Raw genomic sequence first — 16,739 nt, forward strand, 5'->3', positions numbered from 1 at the left:
AGGATACTACACGAATAAACGACCCTGCGGTCGTTCTATTTCTTTGATTTTTTAAAATTTTTGGAGGAGCAAGTATAGGAAATTCCCCTTATATCCAAAACCGGACAACCACCGATTTAACGCAATCGTGACATTGCGCCGACACCTTTACAAAGTCCTGATTATCTGTTACAAAAGTCCAGATAAATAGCCCGGCGCCAGGCCCAGCGCGATGGCCAGGACCGCCGTACCGATCAGGAAGATCCTGGTGGCCGTCGGAAGCTCGATGGTGGCGTCGGATGTGCCGCGGAACAAGGCGATCAGCGGACGGAAGTAATAATACACGCCTACCAGCGAACCGAGTACGCCGATGATGACCAGCCAGGCATGACCAGCTTCCATCGCTGCCGTGAAAATGTAGTATTTGGCGAAAAATCCGGCCGTGGGCGGGATTCCGGCCAGGGACAACATGGCCACCACCGTGATGGCGGCGAGAAACGGATTGCGCGAAGCCAGACCGTTGAATCCCTCGAGTTGCTCATTACCGGTTTTGTTGCTCACCAGGTAGAGGATCGCGAAAGCGGCGAGCGAAGACACGCTATAAGCGGCCGTGTAGAACAAGAGCGAACCGCCCGACTGACCTTGCTGCGACAACAAGGCCATGGTCATATAGCCTGCATGCGCGATGCTGGAATAGGCCAGCATGCGCTTGAAGCTGGTTTGGAAAACGGCGGTGATGTTGCCGATCGCGATCGTGAGCGCCGAGATGATGAACAGCGTCTCGCTCCAATTGATCGCGATCGACGCGAATGCGCCGCTGAAGAGTCGTAAGAAGGCCGCGAAGGCTGCCGTCTTCACGACCGTCGACATGAACGCTGTGATGACGGTCGGCGAGCCCTGGTAAACATCCGGCGCCCACCAGTGAAACGGAGCCGCCGATACTTTGAACGCCATCGCGATCATCATCAGGAACAGTCCGGCGGTAATCATGACCGGCTGGTCGAGTCCGTTGGCCGCGATCTTTTCGGCGATCACCGCGATGTTGAACGAACCGGTGGCGCCGTACAACAAGGCGATGCCGAAGAGCAGGAAGCCGGTCGCGAAACTGCCCATGAGGAAGTACTTCAGGGCCGCTTCGTTTGAGGCGAGATTGCTCTTGTTGCTACCCGCGAGGATGTAAAGCGAAATGGACAGGATCTCAATGCCCAGGAACAACATGATCATGTTCGAAAAGCTGGTCATCACGACCGCGCCGGTGATCGCGAAGATGAGCAGGGCGAAATGATCGACCCGGCTCGAGGGTTCGTCGAAGTAAGAAGAGGAGAAGGTGAACCACAACAACGACACCGCCAGAATCACGCCCGTGAACGCCACGGAGAAATGATCGACGCGCATCATGTCGTTGAACAGGCTCACCGGCGCGTTCCAGTCGGCAACGTCGGCTGCGAGCGCCGCGCCCAGCCCGATCAGGATCAACGCGAGTTGGCCTTTCCGGATGTTGAAGATCTCGGTCAGGAGGAGCACCAGGCCCAGCCCGGCTAGTATGATCAGCGTATTCATGCGGGTCGCGTAGGAAGGATCAACGCAGCGAGAGCGCACCCGACTGCACGACCAGATCGTGCAAGGCGCGTACGGAAGGCTCTACCAGGTCGAGCAAGGGTTTGGGATAAACACCGGTGATAAAGATGACCGCAACGATCGGGATCAATACGGCTTTCTCGTTGAGGGTAAGGTCGTCGAAGCTGTGCGTGCGCGAGCCGGTCTCCCCGAGCGAGATCCTGCGGTAGGCGTTGAGCATGTACACCGCTCCGAGGATCACCGTCAGGCCGGCAACGGCCGCCATCCAGGCGTTGTATTGGTACACGCCGTTGATGAGCAGGAATTCGCCGACGAAGCCGTTGGTCAACGGCAGCGCGACCGACGCCAGCAGCAGGATCACGAAGTAGGTCGCGAACTGCGGCGCTACGTTGCGGATGCCGCCAAGGTGATCGAGTTCGCGCGTATGCGTGCGGCGCATCAGGATCTCGGCGATGAAGAAGAGGCCGACCACGTTCACGCCGTGAGCGACCATCTGCATGACACTACCCTGGAAGCCCTGCACCGTGAGGGAGAAGACGCCGGCGGAAATCAATCCCACGTGGGCGATCGACGAATAAGCGATCAGGCGCTTGAAGTCCTGCTGCGACCAGGCGATCAGCGACGCGTACACGATGCCGATCACGGAAAGGATCATGGCTACGTTCCCCCACTCCGCTACGCCGGCCGGCGCGATGGGCAGCAGCCAGCGGAGCAGGCCGTAAACACCCATCTTCAGCATGATGCCGGAGAGCAGCATCGTGCCCTGGGTGGGCGAATCGGTATAGGTATCGGGTTGCCAGGTGTGGAAAGGAAACACCGGCATCTTGATCGCGAAGGCCAGGAAAAAGGCCCAGAAGATCCAGGTCTGCTCCGCCGGAGACAAATGCAAGGCATACAACTGCCGGATGTCGAACGAATGAGCAGGCGTTTGCTGGCGCAGATAGATCAGCGCGACAAGCATGAACAAGCTGCCGAGCAGGGTATAGATGAAGAACTTCAATGTGATGCGCAGCCGGTCTTTTCCACCCCAGATCAGACAGATCAGGTAGATCGGGATGAGCGCGAGTTCCCAGAATACATAGAAGAGGAATCCGTCGAGCGCGCAGAAGACGCCGATCAACGCCGCTTCCATCACGAGGATGAGCGCGTACAATAAACCCGGTCGTTCCTGCTGTTGTCCGGCGGCGGAGAGTATGATGAGCGGCGTGAGGAAGGTGGTCAGCAACACCAGCAGGAGGCTGATACCGTCCATGCCCACTTTATAACTGATGCCCAGTCCCTGCACCCACCAGTAATCTTCGAGGAATTGTGTACCGCCTGTTGCGTTGAACTGCAACGCGAACCAGACGCTGAACAGGAATTCGGCCACTGCCGCCGCCAGCGCGATGGTGCGCGCGTTGCGGCCGCTCCAGCCTGCGATAAGCCCGGCTACCAGTGGAAGAAAGATGAGGATCGACAGCATGGAAGAGGAATTCGCTTACAGCACGAGGTTGTATACAAGAATGGCGATGATGCCGAAGACCATCAGGAAGATGTAGAAGCCGATGCCACCGGCCTGAACGCGGCGCAGCAGTCCGCTCGCGCCGTTCACTCCGGCACTGACAGCGGTAACCGCGCCGTCGAGCACCTGCGGATCGAATACGCGACCGAAGAATCCGCCCAACGCGCGCAACGGGCGCACGAAGAGCGCGTCGTAGAACTCGTCGACGTAGAACTTATGATACGACCAGCGGGACAGTTGGTCCCACTCCTGCTCGCTGCCGGAAGGCACGTTCGCGCGCTTCACGTAGCGGTTGTAAGCGTATACGATCACGATGGCCAGGACCACCAGGGAGGTGGCGATCAGCGCCCATTCGAAGAAGTGCGAAGGCTCGACCGACATCAAGGAGGCGTTGGCCGCAACAGGCTCCAGGAATTCGCGCAGCGCGTGGTGATGACTGAAGATCGAAGGCAAACCCATGAAGCCGCCGAGCGTCGACAAGACCGCCAACACGATCAGCGGGAAGGTCATCGCCGCCGGACTCTCGTGCAAATGGTGTTCCTGCTCGTGCGTTCCGCGGAAACCGCCGAAGAAGGTGAGGAAGAACAGCCGGAACATGTAGAAAGCCGTCATCACCGAAGTGACCGCCAGGAAGAAGAAGAGGACGCGGTTGTGTCCCCACATGTAGGCGAGGATCTCGTCTTTCGAGAAAAATCCGGCAAATGGAGGAACACCCGCGATGGCGAGGGTGCCGATCAGGAAGACCGCGTACGTGATCGGCAGCTTCTTCCTTAGCCCGCCCATCTTGCGGATGTCCTGCTCGCCGCCCATAGCATGGATCACCGATCCTGCCGCGAGGAACAAGAGGGCCTTGAAGAAGGCGTGCGTCGTAACGTGGAAGAGCGAGCTGGCATACGCGCCGCAACCGAGCGCGGCGAACATGTAGCCGAGCTGACTGACGGTCGAATACGCAAGTACTTTCTTGATGTCGGTTTGTGTCAGCGCGATGGCCGCGGCGAAGAGCGCCGTTGCCGTGCCGACGATCCCGATGATCTCCAGCGTGAAGGGCGCGGCCGAATAAAGCAGGTTGGAGCGCACGACCATGTAGAGGCCGGCGGTCACCATCGTCGCGGCGTGGATGAGCGCGGAGACCGGTGTCGGACCCGCCATGGCGTCGGGCAGCCAGGTATAGAGCGGGAGCTGGGCGCTCTTGCCCGTGGCGCCGATGAAGAAGAGCAGCGTGATCGCGATGATCACCGGCTGATTCGTGGCGGCGTTCTTCGCGATGGGGAACACTTCGGAAAACGTGATCGACCCAAAGTGTACGAAGGTGAGGATGATGCCCAACAGGAACGCCAGATCACCAATGCGGTTCATGATAAAGGCCTTGTTCGCCGCCTTGTTGTACTCGGGATGCTTGAACCAGAAGCCGATCAGCAGGTACGAACAAAGACCCACGCCTTCCCAGCCGGTGAACAACACCAGGTAGTTGTCGCCCAGCACGAGCAACAGCATGAAGAAGACGAAGAGGTTGAGGTAGGAAAAGAAACGCGCAAAGGCTTCGTCGTGGCTCATGTACCCGATCGAGTACACATGAATAAGGAAACCGACGCCGGTTACGATGAGCAACATCACCGCCGATACGGGATCGACGAGGAAGGAGAAATCGACGTGAAAATTACCCGCGTGGATCCACGGAAAGAGCGTGACAGTCGTGGGCTCCGCTGGCAGTTGCAAAAAGGTGCCAAGGGAGATCAGGAACGAGGCCAGTACGGTAGCGGAGCCGATGAAACCCGCCGCCTGCTTCGGAAGTTGTTTTCCTCCCAGGCTGATGAGCAGGAATCCCAGAAGCGGGAACACGGGCACCAGCCAAATCCAATCAATCATGGTCGGGACAAATGAGGGGGCAAAAGTAGTACTAATCCGGTATTGGAGGCCAGTTGGCGCACTTCGGGCCCGGACCCGGCGACTTGAAACGACAACCCCCGTTCGCAGACGGGGGTTGACTAATTACTTACGGTTCAGGAGGATCAGCGGGCCTTGGCGACCTTTTCGGTCTTCTGCTTTCCGGCCTTTTCAAAGACCTTCTTGCGCTTGGAGGCCTGCTCTTCTATGCTCACTTTCTCGGTGGCATAGATGTCGTATCCCTCATCGCTGTACGAGGTCATGAACACATCCAGATCCAATTTGTTCTCGACCGACAATCGTTCGAGTTTGCGAAGCTCCTGGCCGATCTTGTCCAGGTCTTTCTTTTGCTCTTTGGAGAGGGACATACCCGTTTTTTGTTGAGATTACAGCAAATTTAACCGGATATAACCCGCTGGGGTTGCGGTGTTTTGGAGGGGTTTTTTAATGTTATTAACCGAACTTGTTAATAAACCCTGTTAATTTCTGCGAACTCTGTTGAAAAACACGGTTAATAAGTGTTTAAAATGGGTTTTAGAGTGTAAAAAGATGTTTTTGATGTTTTAAATTACTGGAAAAGTCCTATTTCCAGGCCTACCGTCAGGCGCGGCAATTCGGGGAAGCTGTAGGAGCTCTTGAAAACATCGGTCAGCCGCCAGGAACCGTAGAGCGCGACATGCCCGCGGCCGATCCGCGCGTTGAGCATCGCGCCGAAATTGTTGTCGTACGGAACCTTGGTGATGCTGGCGTTGACCACACTGCCGTCGGGCAGCTTGTTGCGGACGTTGTTCTGCAGTACCTGGTACCCGGCGCTTACGCCGAGATCGAGGTAGGTGCCCATGTGATTGCCCCGCAGCGGGTCGAAATTGATCCGCTGGTAGACGCCTACTTGTACCACCGATAAACTCAAGCGTTCCCGGTCGTTCTGAAAGTTATTCGGTACCACCTTTGCCGAATCCTGTACGAGCCGGTAGTTCATGCCGCGCAGCTCGAGTTCCCAGCCGAACGAATAGAGGCTGCTCAGCTTGTACTTTTTCCGAAAGCCGATGGCGAAATCCATCGAGTTGCCGTATTTGATGCGCGCGCCGGCCTCATCGGGACCGGCGACGAAGCCGGCTTGTACATACAAGTGCGAAAAGCGCGACAGGTTCGGGCCGGTGCGTTGCGGCAGGGAATCAACGGCGCGGTCGACGTGCAGCAGCATGGTCTGCGCCGAAGCCGGGCGCGCGAACGCGAGCAGACTCAGCAGCAGCAGGGTGACGAAATTCCGTGTGTTCATTTTTCAGGAGTCGTTTCCGGGTCGTGTTGGATGTCGAAGGAGGACGTATAACCTTCGAAGTGAACGGTGACCGCGTCGCCGTTCTGGAGATCGCCGGCGTAGAAGTGCAGCGCCTCTTTGTTCTCGGCGGTCATCACCGTGTAGGTACGGATGTTCCCAAGCGCGTCGGAGATCTTGTAGTAAAGATTGCGCTGCACCGCATAACCGAGCTCGCGTTCGGTCTCGGGATACGAAAACTGTTCGCGCAGCACCACTTTCACTTCGTCGTTGACGACCACGAAGTCGAAGGTCGGCGAGGAGGCGGTATCGCCCAGCGCGCGTTGCGCCTGCGGAATACCGTAGCCGTGCGCGTAATCGTAATAAGGAAAGAGACTGCCGCTTTGTTCGAGCAGATGGAACACTTCCATGTTGCGCTTTTCGCGATTCGCCTGCCAGGCACAGGCCGCGAAGCCGGCTACGAGTGGTGTGGAGAACGATGTCCCCTGCACTTCGCGATAACCGCGCCCCGCCGCCACCGTCACGCGCCCGGGCGCGCAGAGGTTGGGCTTGAGGCGTCCGTCGCTCGAAGGACCGTAACTGCTGAAGCCGATGTGTACATCCAGCGTTGGCTCGGTTCCGCCAATGGCCAGTACGCTGTCGGCATCGGCGGGGGTGTCGATGAACCGCCAGTCGTCGGTGCCCTCGTTGCCCGCAGCGTTGATCACGAGCAGCCCCTTCGAGGCGGCGATGTTCGCGGCACGCGCGACCAGGCTGCTGCGGCCGTCCATCTCGTAATTGAAATAACGCTTGTTGGTATAGCCGAGCGAACTGCTGATGATGTTGGCGCCGTGCGCGTACGCCCACTCCACCGCTTCAAGCCAGTGCTCCTCTTCCGAAAACGGCTCTCCCAGCGCGCTTTCCGTACGTGCGAGCAGGAACTCCGCCCCGCTGGCGAGACCGAGCGGAACGCTGTCCATCTTTCCGGCGATGCACGACAATACCGCCGTGCCGTGCCAGTGGTGCGCATACACGTTCTCTTTGCCGGTCACGAAATCATGCGTCGCCACGATGGCGTTGCGGTCGCGCAGGTGCTGAAAGGCCGGATGCGTGTTTACGTTCGGAAAGCCCGCGTCGAAAACGGCGATGCGGAGACCGCGACCGTCGTAGCCGCGTTGCAGGAACGGTTCCGGACGAAACCGCTCCGTCTGGTACTTCGCCAACGCGATGAGTTGCTGCCGGCTGCGGTACGCATGTTCCCGCTTCCGCTTTTGCGCATGTTCGCTGCGCGCCATCGGCTCGAGTGAGGCGATGCAATCGAGCGCGCGCAGCCGGTCCAGTTGCGCGCCGGTCGCGACAACCGCAGCGCCGTTGAGCCAGTTGCTTTTGCCGGTGATCGTGCGCACCTCCGCGGCTACGGCCGACAAATACGTCGGGTCGACGGGCCAGTCGGTGGAATCGGAAATCAGTTGGCGATCGGCGGAACCTTTATCGCGAAAGGTAACCCACCACTTCTCCGCGGCTTGTGCGGAGGAGAGCAGGAAAACGAAAAAGAGCGGCAACAGGTACCGCCGCGTTCGACTCATTTCTTTTTGCCGTCGGGAAAGACCTTGGTCCATTTGAGGATGTTGACCACGCGGGTGCCCTCCTCGTAGCTGTCCTGGAACTTCACGCGGAGGTAGTTGTCCGGGAAATCGTAGGTGTACTCCATCTCGCCGGCCTTGCTGATAACGGCCTGGGTCTTGGAATATTCGTTGGTCTCGCGGAAGAAATTCCGGTACAGGTACACGCCCTTCACATCGGTCGTCTGGAATTCCACATCGTACGACTCGCCCGTAAGGTTGTAGGAATCATACTTCCCCTCCTTCTTCATGATCGCCACCCGCGCAGCCTTGGCGAAGGTCTGGATATCGTAGAGCGTATCGTAACGATAAAACTCCTGGGTCGTCGACACGTTCCAAATTCCCTCGATGGCATCGAGGCTGTCGGCGTTCTTGGAAAAATACTGTTTGAAAAGCACTTCGCTGTCGAGCTTCTGAGCACGACCGGCGAAAGCAAGCAGGATCAGCGTAGCGGCAAGCAGGAGGCGGCGCATGGCGAAAGATAGGAAAAACGAGGGACGTGGGGCGAGGGACGAGGGACGAGGGACGAGCGAGGCTTGCCTGCCGAAGCTTTAGCGTAGGCAGGGAAGGGGAAGGAGGGACGAGGAACGAGACCGAGACCGAGGAAATGGAGGTGCGAGGTGCGGGATGCGAGGAAAGGGCGGACGAGGGACGCGCTATCTGCATACCGGCTACTGCCTTCTGCCTTCTGACCTCTGTGCATACCTCTGAGTCCTCCGTGGTTTCAGGCCCGGTGCGACGAAGTACGAGAAACAAAAAAGGGCGAAGAAAAACCTTCGCCCTTTTGAACTATATCGCTACTGCCTTACTGCTTGATCAGGCGGATCGACTGCGTTTCTGTTCCGTAGGATACGCGGACGAAATAAATGCCCGGCGACAGATTGCTGAGGTCGTACTTCCGCAGGTCATGCGCTTTCAGATTTTCCGACGCGTGGAAGAGCGCCTTTCCGTACACATCCACCACATCGATCTGCACATCCGCCGCGGACTCGTTGCTGAAGTTGATGTCCACCACGCCCGTGCTCGGGTTCGGGTAGATACCGAAGCTGCGTCGGGCCAGGGTCGTCGTGCTGTGGTTGTAGCGGATGCACACCACCGTGCTCACGGTGATCGCATCGAACGCTTCGCAGTTGTTCGCGTCGGTTACCAGCACCGAGTACACACCGGCTGCGGTAACGTCCAGCGTCTGGTTGGTGGAGTTGTCCGACCACAGGTACTGATACCCCGCACCGGCATCCAGCGTGAGCGTGGCGCCGTTGCAGATGGTGGTATCCGGACCCAGGTCGACCACCGGTGCCGGGAACAGGTAACCGATCGTCACCGTCGCGAAATCCGGACAGCCGTTGTAGTCGGATACCTGGACCGTATAGGTGCCGGGAGCCAGGTTATTCACCGTAGCGGTGGTGTCGCCGTTCGGCATCCAGAGGTAGGAGTATGGAGCTGTTCCGCCCGAACCACTGGCGGTGGCGGATCCGTCTTCACCGTTCTGACAGGTCGCGCCGGACGAGGAAACGATGCTGGCGACGATGCCGGAGCTGTTGGCTACGGTGCCCGTCACGATCTGCTGACAGCCGTCGGCATTGTCGGTGATCGTGACTTGGTACATGCCCGCAGCCAGTCCTGTAGCGGTGGCACCGGTGCTTACATTCGGGTTCCAGGAATAGCTGAAGTTGCCGCTACCTCCGGTAGTCTGCACACTCGCCGTACCGTCGGAAGCCAGACAGGTCGCCGGCGTGGTGCTGATCGTCGCGCTGAAGCCGGCGAGGCCGTGCACTTCCGCCGTGGCGGAGATCGTGCAGTTGTTCGCGTCGGTTACATCGACGGTGTAGGTTCCTGCCGTCAGGTTCGTGATCTGGCTGGTGGTCTGCGGAGGCGTGGTGTTCCACAGGTAGTCGTAAGGACCCGTGCCGCCACCGACCGTACAGACCACGCTGCCGGCCTGGCCGCTGCAGTTGACATCCTGCGCCGTCATCGAGATCGACAACGCCGCCGGTTCGGTGATGGTTACCTGGTTCGTGGTCGAACAACCGGCCGGAATGCTGATATCGACCGTATAGGTTCCTGCAGCCAGGTTGCTGACCGACGCGGTCTGGTAACCACCGGGCGTCCAGAGAATATCGAACGGACCGCTGCCCGTAATGTTCAGGCTGGCTGAGCCGTCGTTGGCGCCGTTGCAACTGATGTTGGTCGAGGTAACCGTAGCCACCGGCGAGGGCTGCACGTCGATCACCACCGGGAACTGCGATGCGCCGACCGGCGTACCATCGTCCGTCGCGATGATCATGAGGTTGTTGAGTCCGAGGTTCGACGCCTGGGCGACGACCTGCACCGTGAAGTTGGCGGTGTTACCCGGCAACGAAGTCACCGTAACGCCGCTCATGGTGGTGGAAGTGGAAACCGTGGTGATCTGTCCCTGCTCCGGAGAGAGGAACACACCTTCGATCAAAAGCGTATCGCCGGCGCAGACGCGCAGCGTATCACAGGCCTGTGCCGAGTTCAGGATCGGGGGCACGTTGCTGCCGCTTTGTGCCAGGTTGAAAACGAACGATTGGTTGTCGAGCGCGTCGATACCGTCGTTGTTGCCGTAGGGTCCGTCGTACGAAGCACCGGTCTGGTCGAACAAACCGATCTGAATGTAGTCGGTGCCATTACCCTGGTTCACGCCAACCGTCGCGGGCGTACCGCCGAAACCGCCGGAGCCGCCGGAAGCGTCACCGGTGGTCCATTGCATGTCCTGATAACAGAAGCCGACGTTTTGTCCGGGCGGCAGCAGGGGATCCCAACCGTTGGTCAGGATGAGCTGGAAGGTGTTGCCGAGGCTGTCGTGCTGACTGAAATAACCGACATTCTCCCACTGAACGATCAGGTGCGAGTTGGTCAGTTGATAGTACACGATGCCGCTCAGCGGACCGCGGGTATCGACGTCGGCCCAGAAGGGCGCGATCATCGAATAGGTCGGATCCGGAAACGAGTTGGCTGTGAACGTCGCGTAAGGAGCGCCGATGGAAACGTTGCCGTTGTTGTTGATGTACACCTCGTACAACTGCACGTCATAGAACGCGAACGGAAACCCGAGCGGGATCGCGACGGTCGACCAGTCGTCGTTGCGGTAGTCGGGCGGAAGACCCGGACCGCCGCTGCCGCCCGAACCGTCGAACTGCGCAACCTGCCAGGTTGAGTCGCGGGGAATCCAGCAGGCACAACCGTTGGTCGTGTTTACCGAATTTCCCGGGTTGACATTCTCGGCAACACGCGCCGGGTTCTTTCCGAGAGCGTCGTAGTTGACGAACTGCTCCCTGCCGGTAAGTTTCCCGTCCAGTTTTGCCTGATTGATTTTTCGCATGTCAACGGTTTTCACATCGACCTGGGAAAACAGCGGCGATGCAAAGAACAAGATGACACCAATGAGTAACGTAACTCGTTTTGTCATGACTACTACTATAAGAGATAAATGGAATTGGGCTGTGGTGACAGCGGATTTAGATCATCAATTTACCAAAGGCCCCCGAATGCCGCAAAAATATTCCGCGAACAAAACCCCGGAAAGGCAGTAAAATCAAGGGTTTTCGGACATTAACAAATGAGGGACGAGGAAAATGGAGGAACGAGGAACGAGACCGTGACCGAGGAAATGGAGGTGCGGGGGTTAGGGACGAGGGGCGAGGGGCGAGCGACGAGGGACGTGGAAAAGAGGGAACGAGGAACGAGACCGTGACCGAGGAAAAATAGGCGCGAGGAACCTGCTATCTGCGTACTGGCTACTGGCTTCTGCCTTCTGACCTTCGTGTCCTGTGAAAACCTCTGCGTCCTCGGTGGTTTCAAGCCCGCGAGGTGAGTTGCAAGGAGCGTGACCGAGACCGGGAGAAAAAGATGCGAGGTACGAGGTGCGGGATGTGTGTAATCTGCAAACTGCAAACTGAACACACCAATCAATTCTGTACGATTCACCCAACACCCAGCCCCGGAGGGGCCAAACATAATAGACAGGAGAATGTCTCCCACGAATAAAGCCCCGGAGGGGCGCAACAACAGTCGACTATGAAGGAGGGAGGTGAAAAGGTGGGGTTACGAGGAACGAGACCGTGACCGAGGAAAAAATGGTACGAGTTGCGTGATGCGAGGTGCGAGGTGCGAGGTGCGTGTAATCTGCCCATTGCAAACTGAACAAACCAAACAATTCGGTACAAGTCAACACACACCCAGCCCCGGAGGGGCCAAACATAATAGACAGGAGAATGTCTCCCACGAATAAAGCCCCGGAGGGGCGCAACAACAGTCGACTATGAAGGAGGGAGGTGAAAAGGTGGGGTTACGAGGAACGAGACCGTGACCGAGGAAAAAATGGTACGAGTTGCGTGATGCGAGGTGCGAGGTGCGAGGTGCGTGTAATCTGCCCATTGCAAACTGAACAAACCAAACAATTCGGTACAAGTCAACACACACCCAGCCCCGGAGGGGCCCAATATTATTGGAAGGATAATGCCTCCCATGAATAAAGCCCCGGAGGGGCGTAACAACAGTCGACTATGAAGGAGGGACGTGAAAAGGTGGGGTTACGAGGAACGAGACCGTGACCGAGGAAAAGTAGTTGCGAGGAACGTGAACGTGACCGAGGGAAAAAAGGTGCGAGGTGCGAGGCTTGCCTGCCGAAGCTTTAGCGTAGGCAGGGACGTGGAAAGGGGGGTTACGAGGAACGAGACCGTGACCGAGGAAAAATTGGCGCGTGATGCGAGGTGCGAGGTGCGTGAAATCTGCCTACTGCCAACCGCATACTGCCAACCGCCTACAGCCTACCGCCAACCGCACTCTGCCTACCGAAACCCGCCGCTCGAAAACGCAACGCCTCCACCACCTCTGCATTCAACTCCATCGGCTTCGAACCCGCACCGGCGCTCTTGGAGAGCTTCTCGCCCGAGGGCGACAACAGGAGCGGATGATGATACCGCAGCACCTTCGCGGGGCCCCACAGCTTTTCCGACAACCACAATTGCACCGCCGTCGATTCGAGGAGGTCTTCGCCGCGCACCGGCAGGTCGATCTGCTGATCGTGATCATCCGTCAGCGAAGTGATTTGATACGCCGGCAGTCCGTCCCGCCGACGCAGCACCACATCGCCCATCCGTTCGCGGAGGTTGACGCGCACCGCGCCCCGGAAGCCGTCCTCCCACTCCACGAATTCCTCCGGAGCCCGCAGTCGCCACAATGTATCCGGCGCATCGAACGACAGCTCCTGTTCCGCGCAGCCGCCCGGACAACCCGCACCCTTCCACTCGCTCACCGCCTTGCGTGAGCACCGACAGGCATAGAGTAATCCCAGTCCCTTCAGTTGCTCCAGCACCTCGCGGTACCGCGACAGCCGCAGCTCCTGTCGATAGCTGGTATAAAACTCCTCCTCCGTACGCGGACCAAAAGCCGGCACGATACCCAAGGCGTCCAGACACCGAAACACATCGCTCAAATACTCCGGCCGAAAACGCTCTCGATCCAAATCATCGATCCGCAAACCCAACAAAGCCCCGTGCCGCTTTGCCAGTTCCTCCTGCACCAGGAACGCAAAGAGGTTGCCTTCGTGGAGAAAGCCGGAGGGGGTTGGGGCAAGGCGGCAGAACATGAGGGACGAGGAAGGGAGTTGCGAGGAACGAGACCGAGACCGAGGGAATTAGGTGCGTGATGCGAGGTGCGAGGGAAAGGGGTTACGAGGAGCGAGACCGAGACCGATGGAATTAGGTGCGTGATGCGAGGTGTGGTGTGCGAGGGAAATGGGTTACGAGGAGCGTGACCGTGACCGAGGAAGGGAGATACGAGGTGCGTGATGCGAGGTGCGAGGCTGGCCGGCCGAAGCTTTAGCGTAGGCTGGTGCGAGGAAAAATACAACGCAATCCGCATACTGCCTACTGCCTTGTGCGAACCGAATACCGCCTACCGCCTACTGCCAACCGAATACCGCACACCGCCTACCGAACACTGCTAACGCTCACCATCTCCGAACAATCGCCAGCCCCGCAGGGGCCAAACATGCCAGCCCGTGAACCCTCCATTTTCTCCAAGCCCCGGAGGGGCGAAACAACAGTCGCCTATGAAGAAGGGACATGGTAATGAGTTACGAGGTGCGCGATGCGAGGGAAGGGAGTTGCGAGGAACGAGACCGTGACCGAGGAAGGGAGATATGACGTGCTAAGATAAAAAGCACCGCAATCCGCCTACTGCCTACTGCAAACCGAATACTGCCCACCGCCTACTGCCAACCGAATACCGCCCACCGCCTACCGAACACTGCCAACGCCCACCATCGATGAACAAACGCCAGCCCCGCAGGGGCCAAACATGCCAGCCCTTGAGCCACCCATTTTCTCCAAGCCCCGGAGGGGCGAAACAACAGTCTCCTATGAAGAAGGGACATGGGAATGAGTTACGGGGTGCGCGATGTGAGGCTTGAAGATAAAAAGCACCGCATACCGCCTACTGCCAACCGCCCACCGAACACGGCCTACTGCCAACCGAATACCGCCTACCGAACATGCGGATCAGTTTGGAAGATCTTTACGCGCTTTGCCAGCAGGTTTTTGTATTGGGATTTTCTGTCTTCGTTCAGGAACGATGCATCGATCAACTGATTGGCCCGGGGCAACCAGCTCAGCAACCGCTTGTAAACCGCATTCACCTGTTTCGCATTCAGGTTTAGATAGTCGCCCAGACGATCGAAATAGCTTTTTTCGAAGTTCGCTTTCTTCCCGCCCAGCAGCAGGGCAAGGTCTTCCTGGTCCTTCGGCAAGATGATTTTCACATTCAACAGATCGTAGCATGGTGACAACACCCAGCCGCTACCCGACAAAAACATGGAGTAATTTTTCAGGTGCATGTCGTTGTTGCCGATGATGAAATTGAAAACGGCGGACTCGAAAAAACGCAGTTTGTCCAACAGTGTATTCACCGACAATTCGCCGATGGTCTTTCCCACCAGTTCCATGGTGCCTTTGTATTTGTCTTCGAGTTCCAGGATCTGCTGAAAATCGATCATATGATTTTTCGTGCCGTCGGGATTGCGGTCGATGCGTTTGGTGATGTAGCACAACTCGCCCGATGCAAGCCGGATCAGGTTTGGCGGCACGGTGTCGAGGGTAAACAAGCCCGCCAGTTTCATGGACAGGTGTTCGTTTTCGGGTAGCTGCGGGTAATCGGCAAAGGGCGGCTTGAGGATGAATTCTCCCTTCAACGCATCCAGCACGGTTAAGCGGCCGCGGCCGGCGGTGTTGAGTTCATTCCCGATGCGTCCCAACGACAACTTTGGCTGTACGCCGGGAACGGTTATCGATCGTTCAACCGTTTCTTTCGCCAGTGCGGCCATCTCCGACAACCGATAAGGAAGCATGGGGGCGGTCGTTGTGCCAAAGAAAGCACGCGCACAGGCCGGATGATAATCCAACTGCGCCTCTTCCAGGGGCCGATAGCAGGACAAACACTTACGCATCGGCGTTCGGATGAACAGGATGAACACTCACGGCGCCGATGGTTTCCCGGCAGCATGCCAGTAGGAGTCCCATACGGTCGTTCTTCTTCAGCTTCCAGCTATCCGCCGCGATCGTCAACAGCCAGCCTTCCGGAATCAATCCGTCGAAGAAAGGGAACAGCCGCTTGCTCCGGTAAGGCCTTGTCGTCACCGGCATTTGAAACGTGATGAACCGATGCGGGTAGTCCTGTACATACTCCTCGTCGTATTCAAAGAGGTAAGTACCGTCGTCCTCTTCGGTCAGCAGGCCCGCCCGGATGTTATTGTACTTCACTACTCCTTGTCGCATGTTGCTCGCGGATGGGGCCCAGCACATGACCGAACATGTGCAGTACCTGGTTGACTTTCGAAAGGCTGAGGTTCTCTTTTCCCTGCTCGATCTTCCGGATCACCGTCAGAGCCACGCCGGCCTTTTCCGCGAACTCCTCCTGCGTAAGCCCGACCTGCTTCCGTCGGTTCTTGACGAAGTGTGAAAGCTGGTTCATTTTGTATGCTTATACATACAAATATAGTAAATATGATGTTGCTATATGCATTTTAGTATAGTTATTTATCAAGGGCTACTATTATATTTAATTAGATATAGCACGCTTGGATAATCGGCCATTTTACTAAAATTTAAATGTTTCAATAGCATGGCAGGGCCCCGGACCGTCCGCGTTGTTTGGTTTTGGCTATCGATAACGGGGAAGAGGAATCCCGAAATGACGTACCGCTGTCCGGGAATTCCTGGTGTTAATCACCGCACCAGCGCGGGCGCTCCTATCATCATCGTGACGTCAGGAAAATGATCGTTTGCAGGAAAAAGTACGTGTGGGTTTCCTCCTGACGTCTCGGGGTGATGGTTAAAGCCTTCGCCTCGTGACAAGTCGCACTGCAAAACTAGCGCGCAAACTGTCGATGAGAATGACGTAGGGGTGGTCGATGGGAGAATAAGCGAGATGAGAAAAAAAGCAATGTTCGAAACTAGCTGCTTACTGCCATCTGCCTACTGCATACCGCCTACTGCCAAGCACCCTGGTTGAGGTGCTTGTTGTGTGAAAGGATCAACCGCTTGTAGGCCGACTTGCCCAGGTGCTGCTTCACCCACACCACCTTATCATGCCAGGCGGTCGGATTCTCCCAGGGGGCCGTGGAGAGGATGTACGTATCGAAATGCTCGCTCAGCAACTGGAAACCCTCAATGGCCCCGGGCATGGGTTTCATCTTCGAAAAAATATGCGGCACTTCGTCGAGTCGATGCTCGTATTGTTTCAACTCAGCTTCACTCAAGTTGTCAATGGCGGATTAAGCGTCGACCAAGACATTTTTTAATCTCCTCTTCTATTTTAGTAAATAAATGAGGCATTTGTTGACCACGAGGCCGTGCGGTTTAGAAAAAACCATCCCAAGGCCGCTACCCGTATTATGGCG

Annotated in this window: 12 protein-coding genes and 1 pseudogene; all 13 read right to left on the minus strand. The window is 57.4% G+C overall.

The genetic code is table 11. From position 1 onward, the window contains the following. Positions 1–168 precede the first annotated feature (168 nt). Positions 169–1,539: an NADH-quinone oxidoreductase subunit N gene (locus IPJ96_01440; GenBank protein ID MBK7909011.1), complete on the minus strand. Its 1,371-nt coding sequence runs from the start codon at positions 1,537–1,539 to the stop codon at positions 169–171. 19 nt (positions 1,540–1,558) lie between these two features. After that, complete coding sequence (locus IPJ96_01445; GenBank protein MBK7909012.1) at positions 1,559–3,019, minus strand: NADH-quinone oxidoreductase subunit M; 1,461 nt, start codon at positions 3,017–3,019, stop codon at positions 1,559–1,561. Positions 3,020–3,034: 15 nt separating this feature from the next. Continuing rightward, positions 3,035–4,924 (minus strand): NADH-quinone oxidoreductase subunit L, encoded by a 1,890-nt coding sequence (nuoL, locus tag IPJ96_01450; GenBank protein MBK7909013.1) that lies wholly within the window; start codon positions 4,922–4,924, stop codon positions 3,035–3,037. Between the two features lie 143 nt (positions 4,925–5,067). Continuing rightward, positions 5,068–5,310: a hypothetical protein gene (locus IPJ96_01455; GenBank protein ID MBK7909014.1), complete on the minus strand. Its 243-nt coding sequence runs from the start codon at positions 5,308–5,310 to the stop codon at positions 5,068–5,070. 200 nt (positions 5,311–5,510) lie between these two features. Then, complete coding sequence (locus tag IPJ96_01460; protein ID MBK7909015.1) at positions 5,511–6,221, minus strand: hypothetical protein; 711 nt, start codon at positions 6,219–6,221, stop codon at positions 5,511–5,513. After that, the gene (locus IPJ96_01465; GenBank protein MBK7909016.1) at positions 6,218–7,783 is read right to left on the minus strand and encodes a S8 family serine peptidase; all 1,566 of its coding nucleotides are present in this window, start codon (positions 7,781–7,783) and stop codon (positions 6,218–6,220) included. Before IPJ96_01465 ends, IPJ96_01460 begins: the two co-directional genes overlap by 4 nt. Continuing rightward, positions 7,780–8,292 (minus strand): hypothetical protein, encoded by a 513-nt coding sequence (locus IPJ96_01470; protein ID MBK7909017.1) that lies wholly within the window; start codon positions 8,290–8,292, stop codon positions 7,780–7,782. Before IPJ96_01470 ends, IPJ96_01465 begins: the two co-directional genes overlap by 4 nt. Before the next feature lie 332 nt (positions 8,293–8,624). Next, the gene (locus IPJ96_01475) at positions 8,625–11,249 is read right to left on the minus strand and encodes a T9SS type A sorting domain-containing protein (protein ID MBK7909018.1); all 2,625 of its coding nucleotides are present in this window, start codon (positions 11,247–11,249) and stop codon (positions 8,625–8,627) included. 1,353 nt (positions 11,250–12,602) lie between these two features. After that, positions 12,603–13,430 carry a hypothetical protein gene (locus IPJ96_01480; GenBank protein MBK7909019.1) on the minus strand — a complete coding sequence of 276 codons (828 nt, stop codon included), beginning with the start codon at positions 13,428–13,430 and terminating at the stop codon, positions 12,603–12,605. An 897-nt stretch (positions 13,431–14,327) separates the two neighbouring features. Then, positions 14,328–15,287, minus strand: a complete 960-nt coding sequence (locus tag IPJ96_01485; GenBank protein MBK7909020.1) for a HipA domain-containing protein — start codon at positions 15,285–15,287, stop codon at positions 14,328–14,330. Next, a complete protein-coding gene (locus tag IPJ96_01490) occupies positions 15,280–15,615 on the minus strand; it encodes a HipA N-terminal domain-containing protein (GenBank protein MBK7909021.1) in 336 nt (111 codons plus the stop codon). The genes IPJ96_01485 and IPJ96_01490 overlap by 8 nt, the downstream gene beginning before the upstream one ends. Further along, positions 15,587–15,811: a helix-turn-helix transcriptional regulator gene (locus tag IPJ96_01495; GenBank protein ID MBK7909022.1), complete on the minus strand. Its 225-nt coding sequence runs from the start codon at positions 15,809–15,811 to the stop codon at positions 15,587–15,589. The genes IPJ96_01490 and IPJ96_01495 overlap by 29 nt, the downstream gene beginning before the upstream one ends. A gap of 517 nt (positions 15,812–16,328) precedes the next feature. Next, a pseudogene (locus IPJ96_01500) lies at positions 16,329–16,628 on the minus strand (hypothetical protein). Between the last annotated feature and the right edge of the window lie 111 nt (positions 16,629–16,739).

The organism is Bacteroidota bacterium (assembly GCA_016713765.1).
Lineage (GTDB): Bacteria > Bacteroidota > Bacteroidia > AKYH767-A > 2013-40CM-41-45 > Pollutiaquabacter > Pollutiaquabacter aromativorans.

Excerpts from the sequence above, each read along its gene's own strand:
- IPJ96_01440 (MBK7909011.1), bottom strand. The coding sequence starts at position 1,539 with ATGAATACGCTGATCATACTAGCCGGGCTGGGCCTGGTGCTCCTCCTG.
- IPJ96_01445 (MBK7909012.1), bottom strand. The coding sequence starts at position 3,019 with ATGCTGTCGATCCTCATCTTTCTTCCACTGGTAGCCGGGCTTATCGCA.
- nuoL (MBK7909013.1), bottom strand. The coding sequence starts at position 4,924 with ATGATTGATTGGATTTGGCTGGTGCCCGTGTTCCCGCTTCTGGGATTC.
- IPJ96_01455 (MBK7909014.1), bottom strand. The coding sequence starts at position 5,310 with ATGTCCCTCTCCAAAGAGCAAAAGAAAGACCTGGACAAGATCGGCCAG.
- IPJ96_01460 (MBK7909015.1), bottom strand. The coding sequence starts at position 6,221 with ATGAACACACGGAATTTCGTCACCCTGCTGCTGCTGAGTCTGCTCGCG.
- IPJ96_01465 (MBK7909016.1), bottom strand. The coding sequence starts at position 7,783 with ATGAGTCGAACGCGGCGGTACCTGTTGCCGCTCTTTTTCGTTTTCCTG.
- IPJ96_01470 (MBK7909017.1), bottom strand. The coding sequence starts at position 8,292 with ATGCGCCGCCTCCTGCTTGCCGCTACGCTGATCCTGCTTGCTTTCGCC.
- IPJ96_01475 (MBK7909018.1), bottom strand. The coding sequence starts at position 11,249 with ATGACAAAACGAGTTACGTTACTCATTGGTGTCATCTTGTTCTTTGCA.
- IPJ96_01480 (MBK7909019.1), bottom strand. The coding sequence starts at position 13,430 with ATGTTCTGCCGCCTTGCCCCAACCCCCTCCGGCTTTCTCCACGAAGGC.
- IPJ96_01485 (MBK7909020.1), bottom strand. The coding sequence starts at position 15,287 with ATGCGTAAGTGTTTGTCCTGCTATCGGCCCCTGGAAGAGGCGCAGTTG.
- IPJ96_01490 (MBK7909021.1), bottom strand. The coding sequence starts at position 15,615 with ATGCGACAAGGAGTAGTGAAGTACAATAACATCCGGGCGGGCCTGCTG.
- IPJ96_01495 (MBK7909022.1), bottom strand. The coding sequence starts at position 15,811 with ATGAACCAGCTTTCACACTTCGTCAAGAACCGACGGAAGCAGGTCGGG.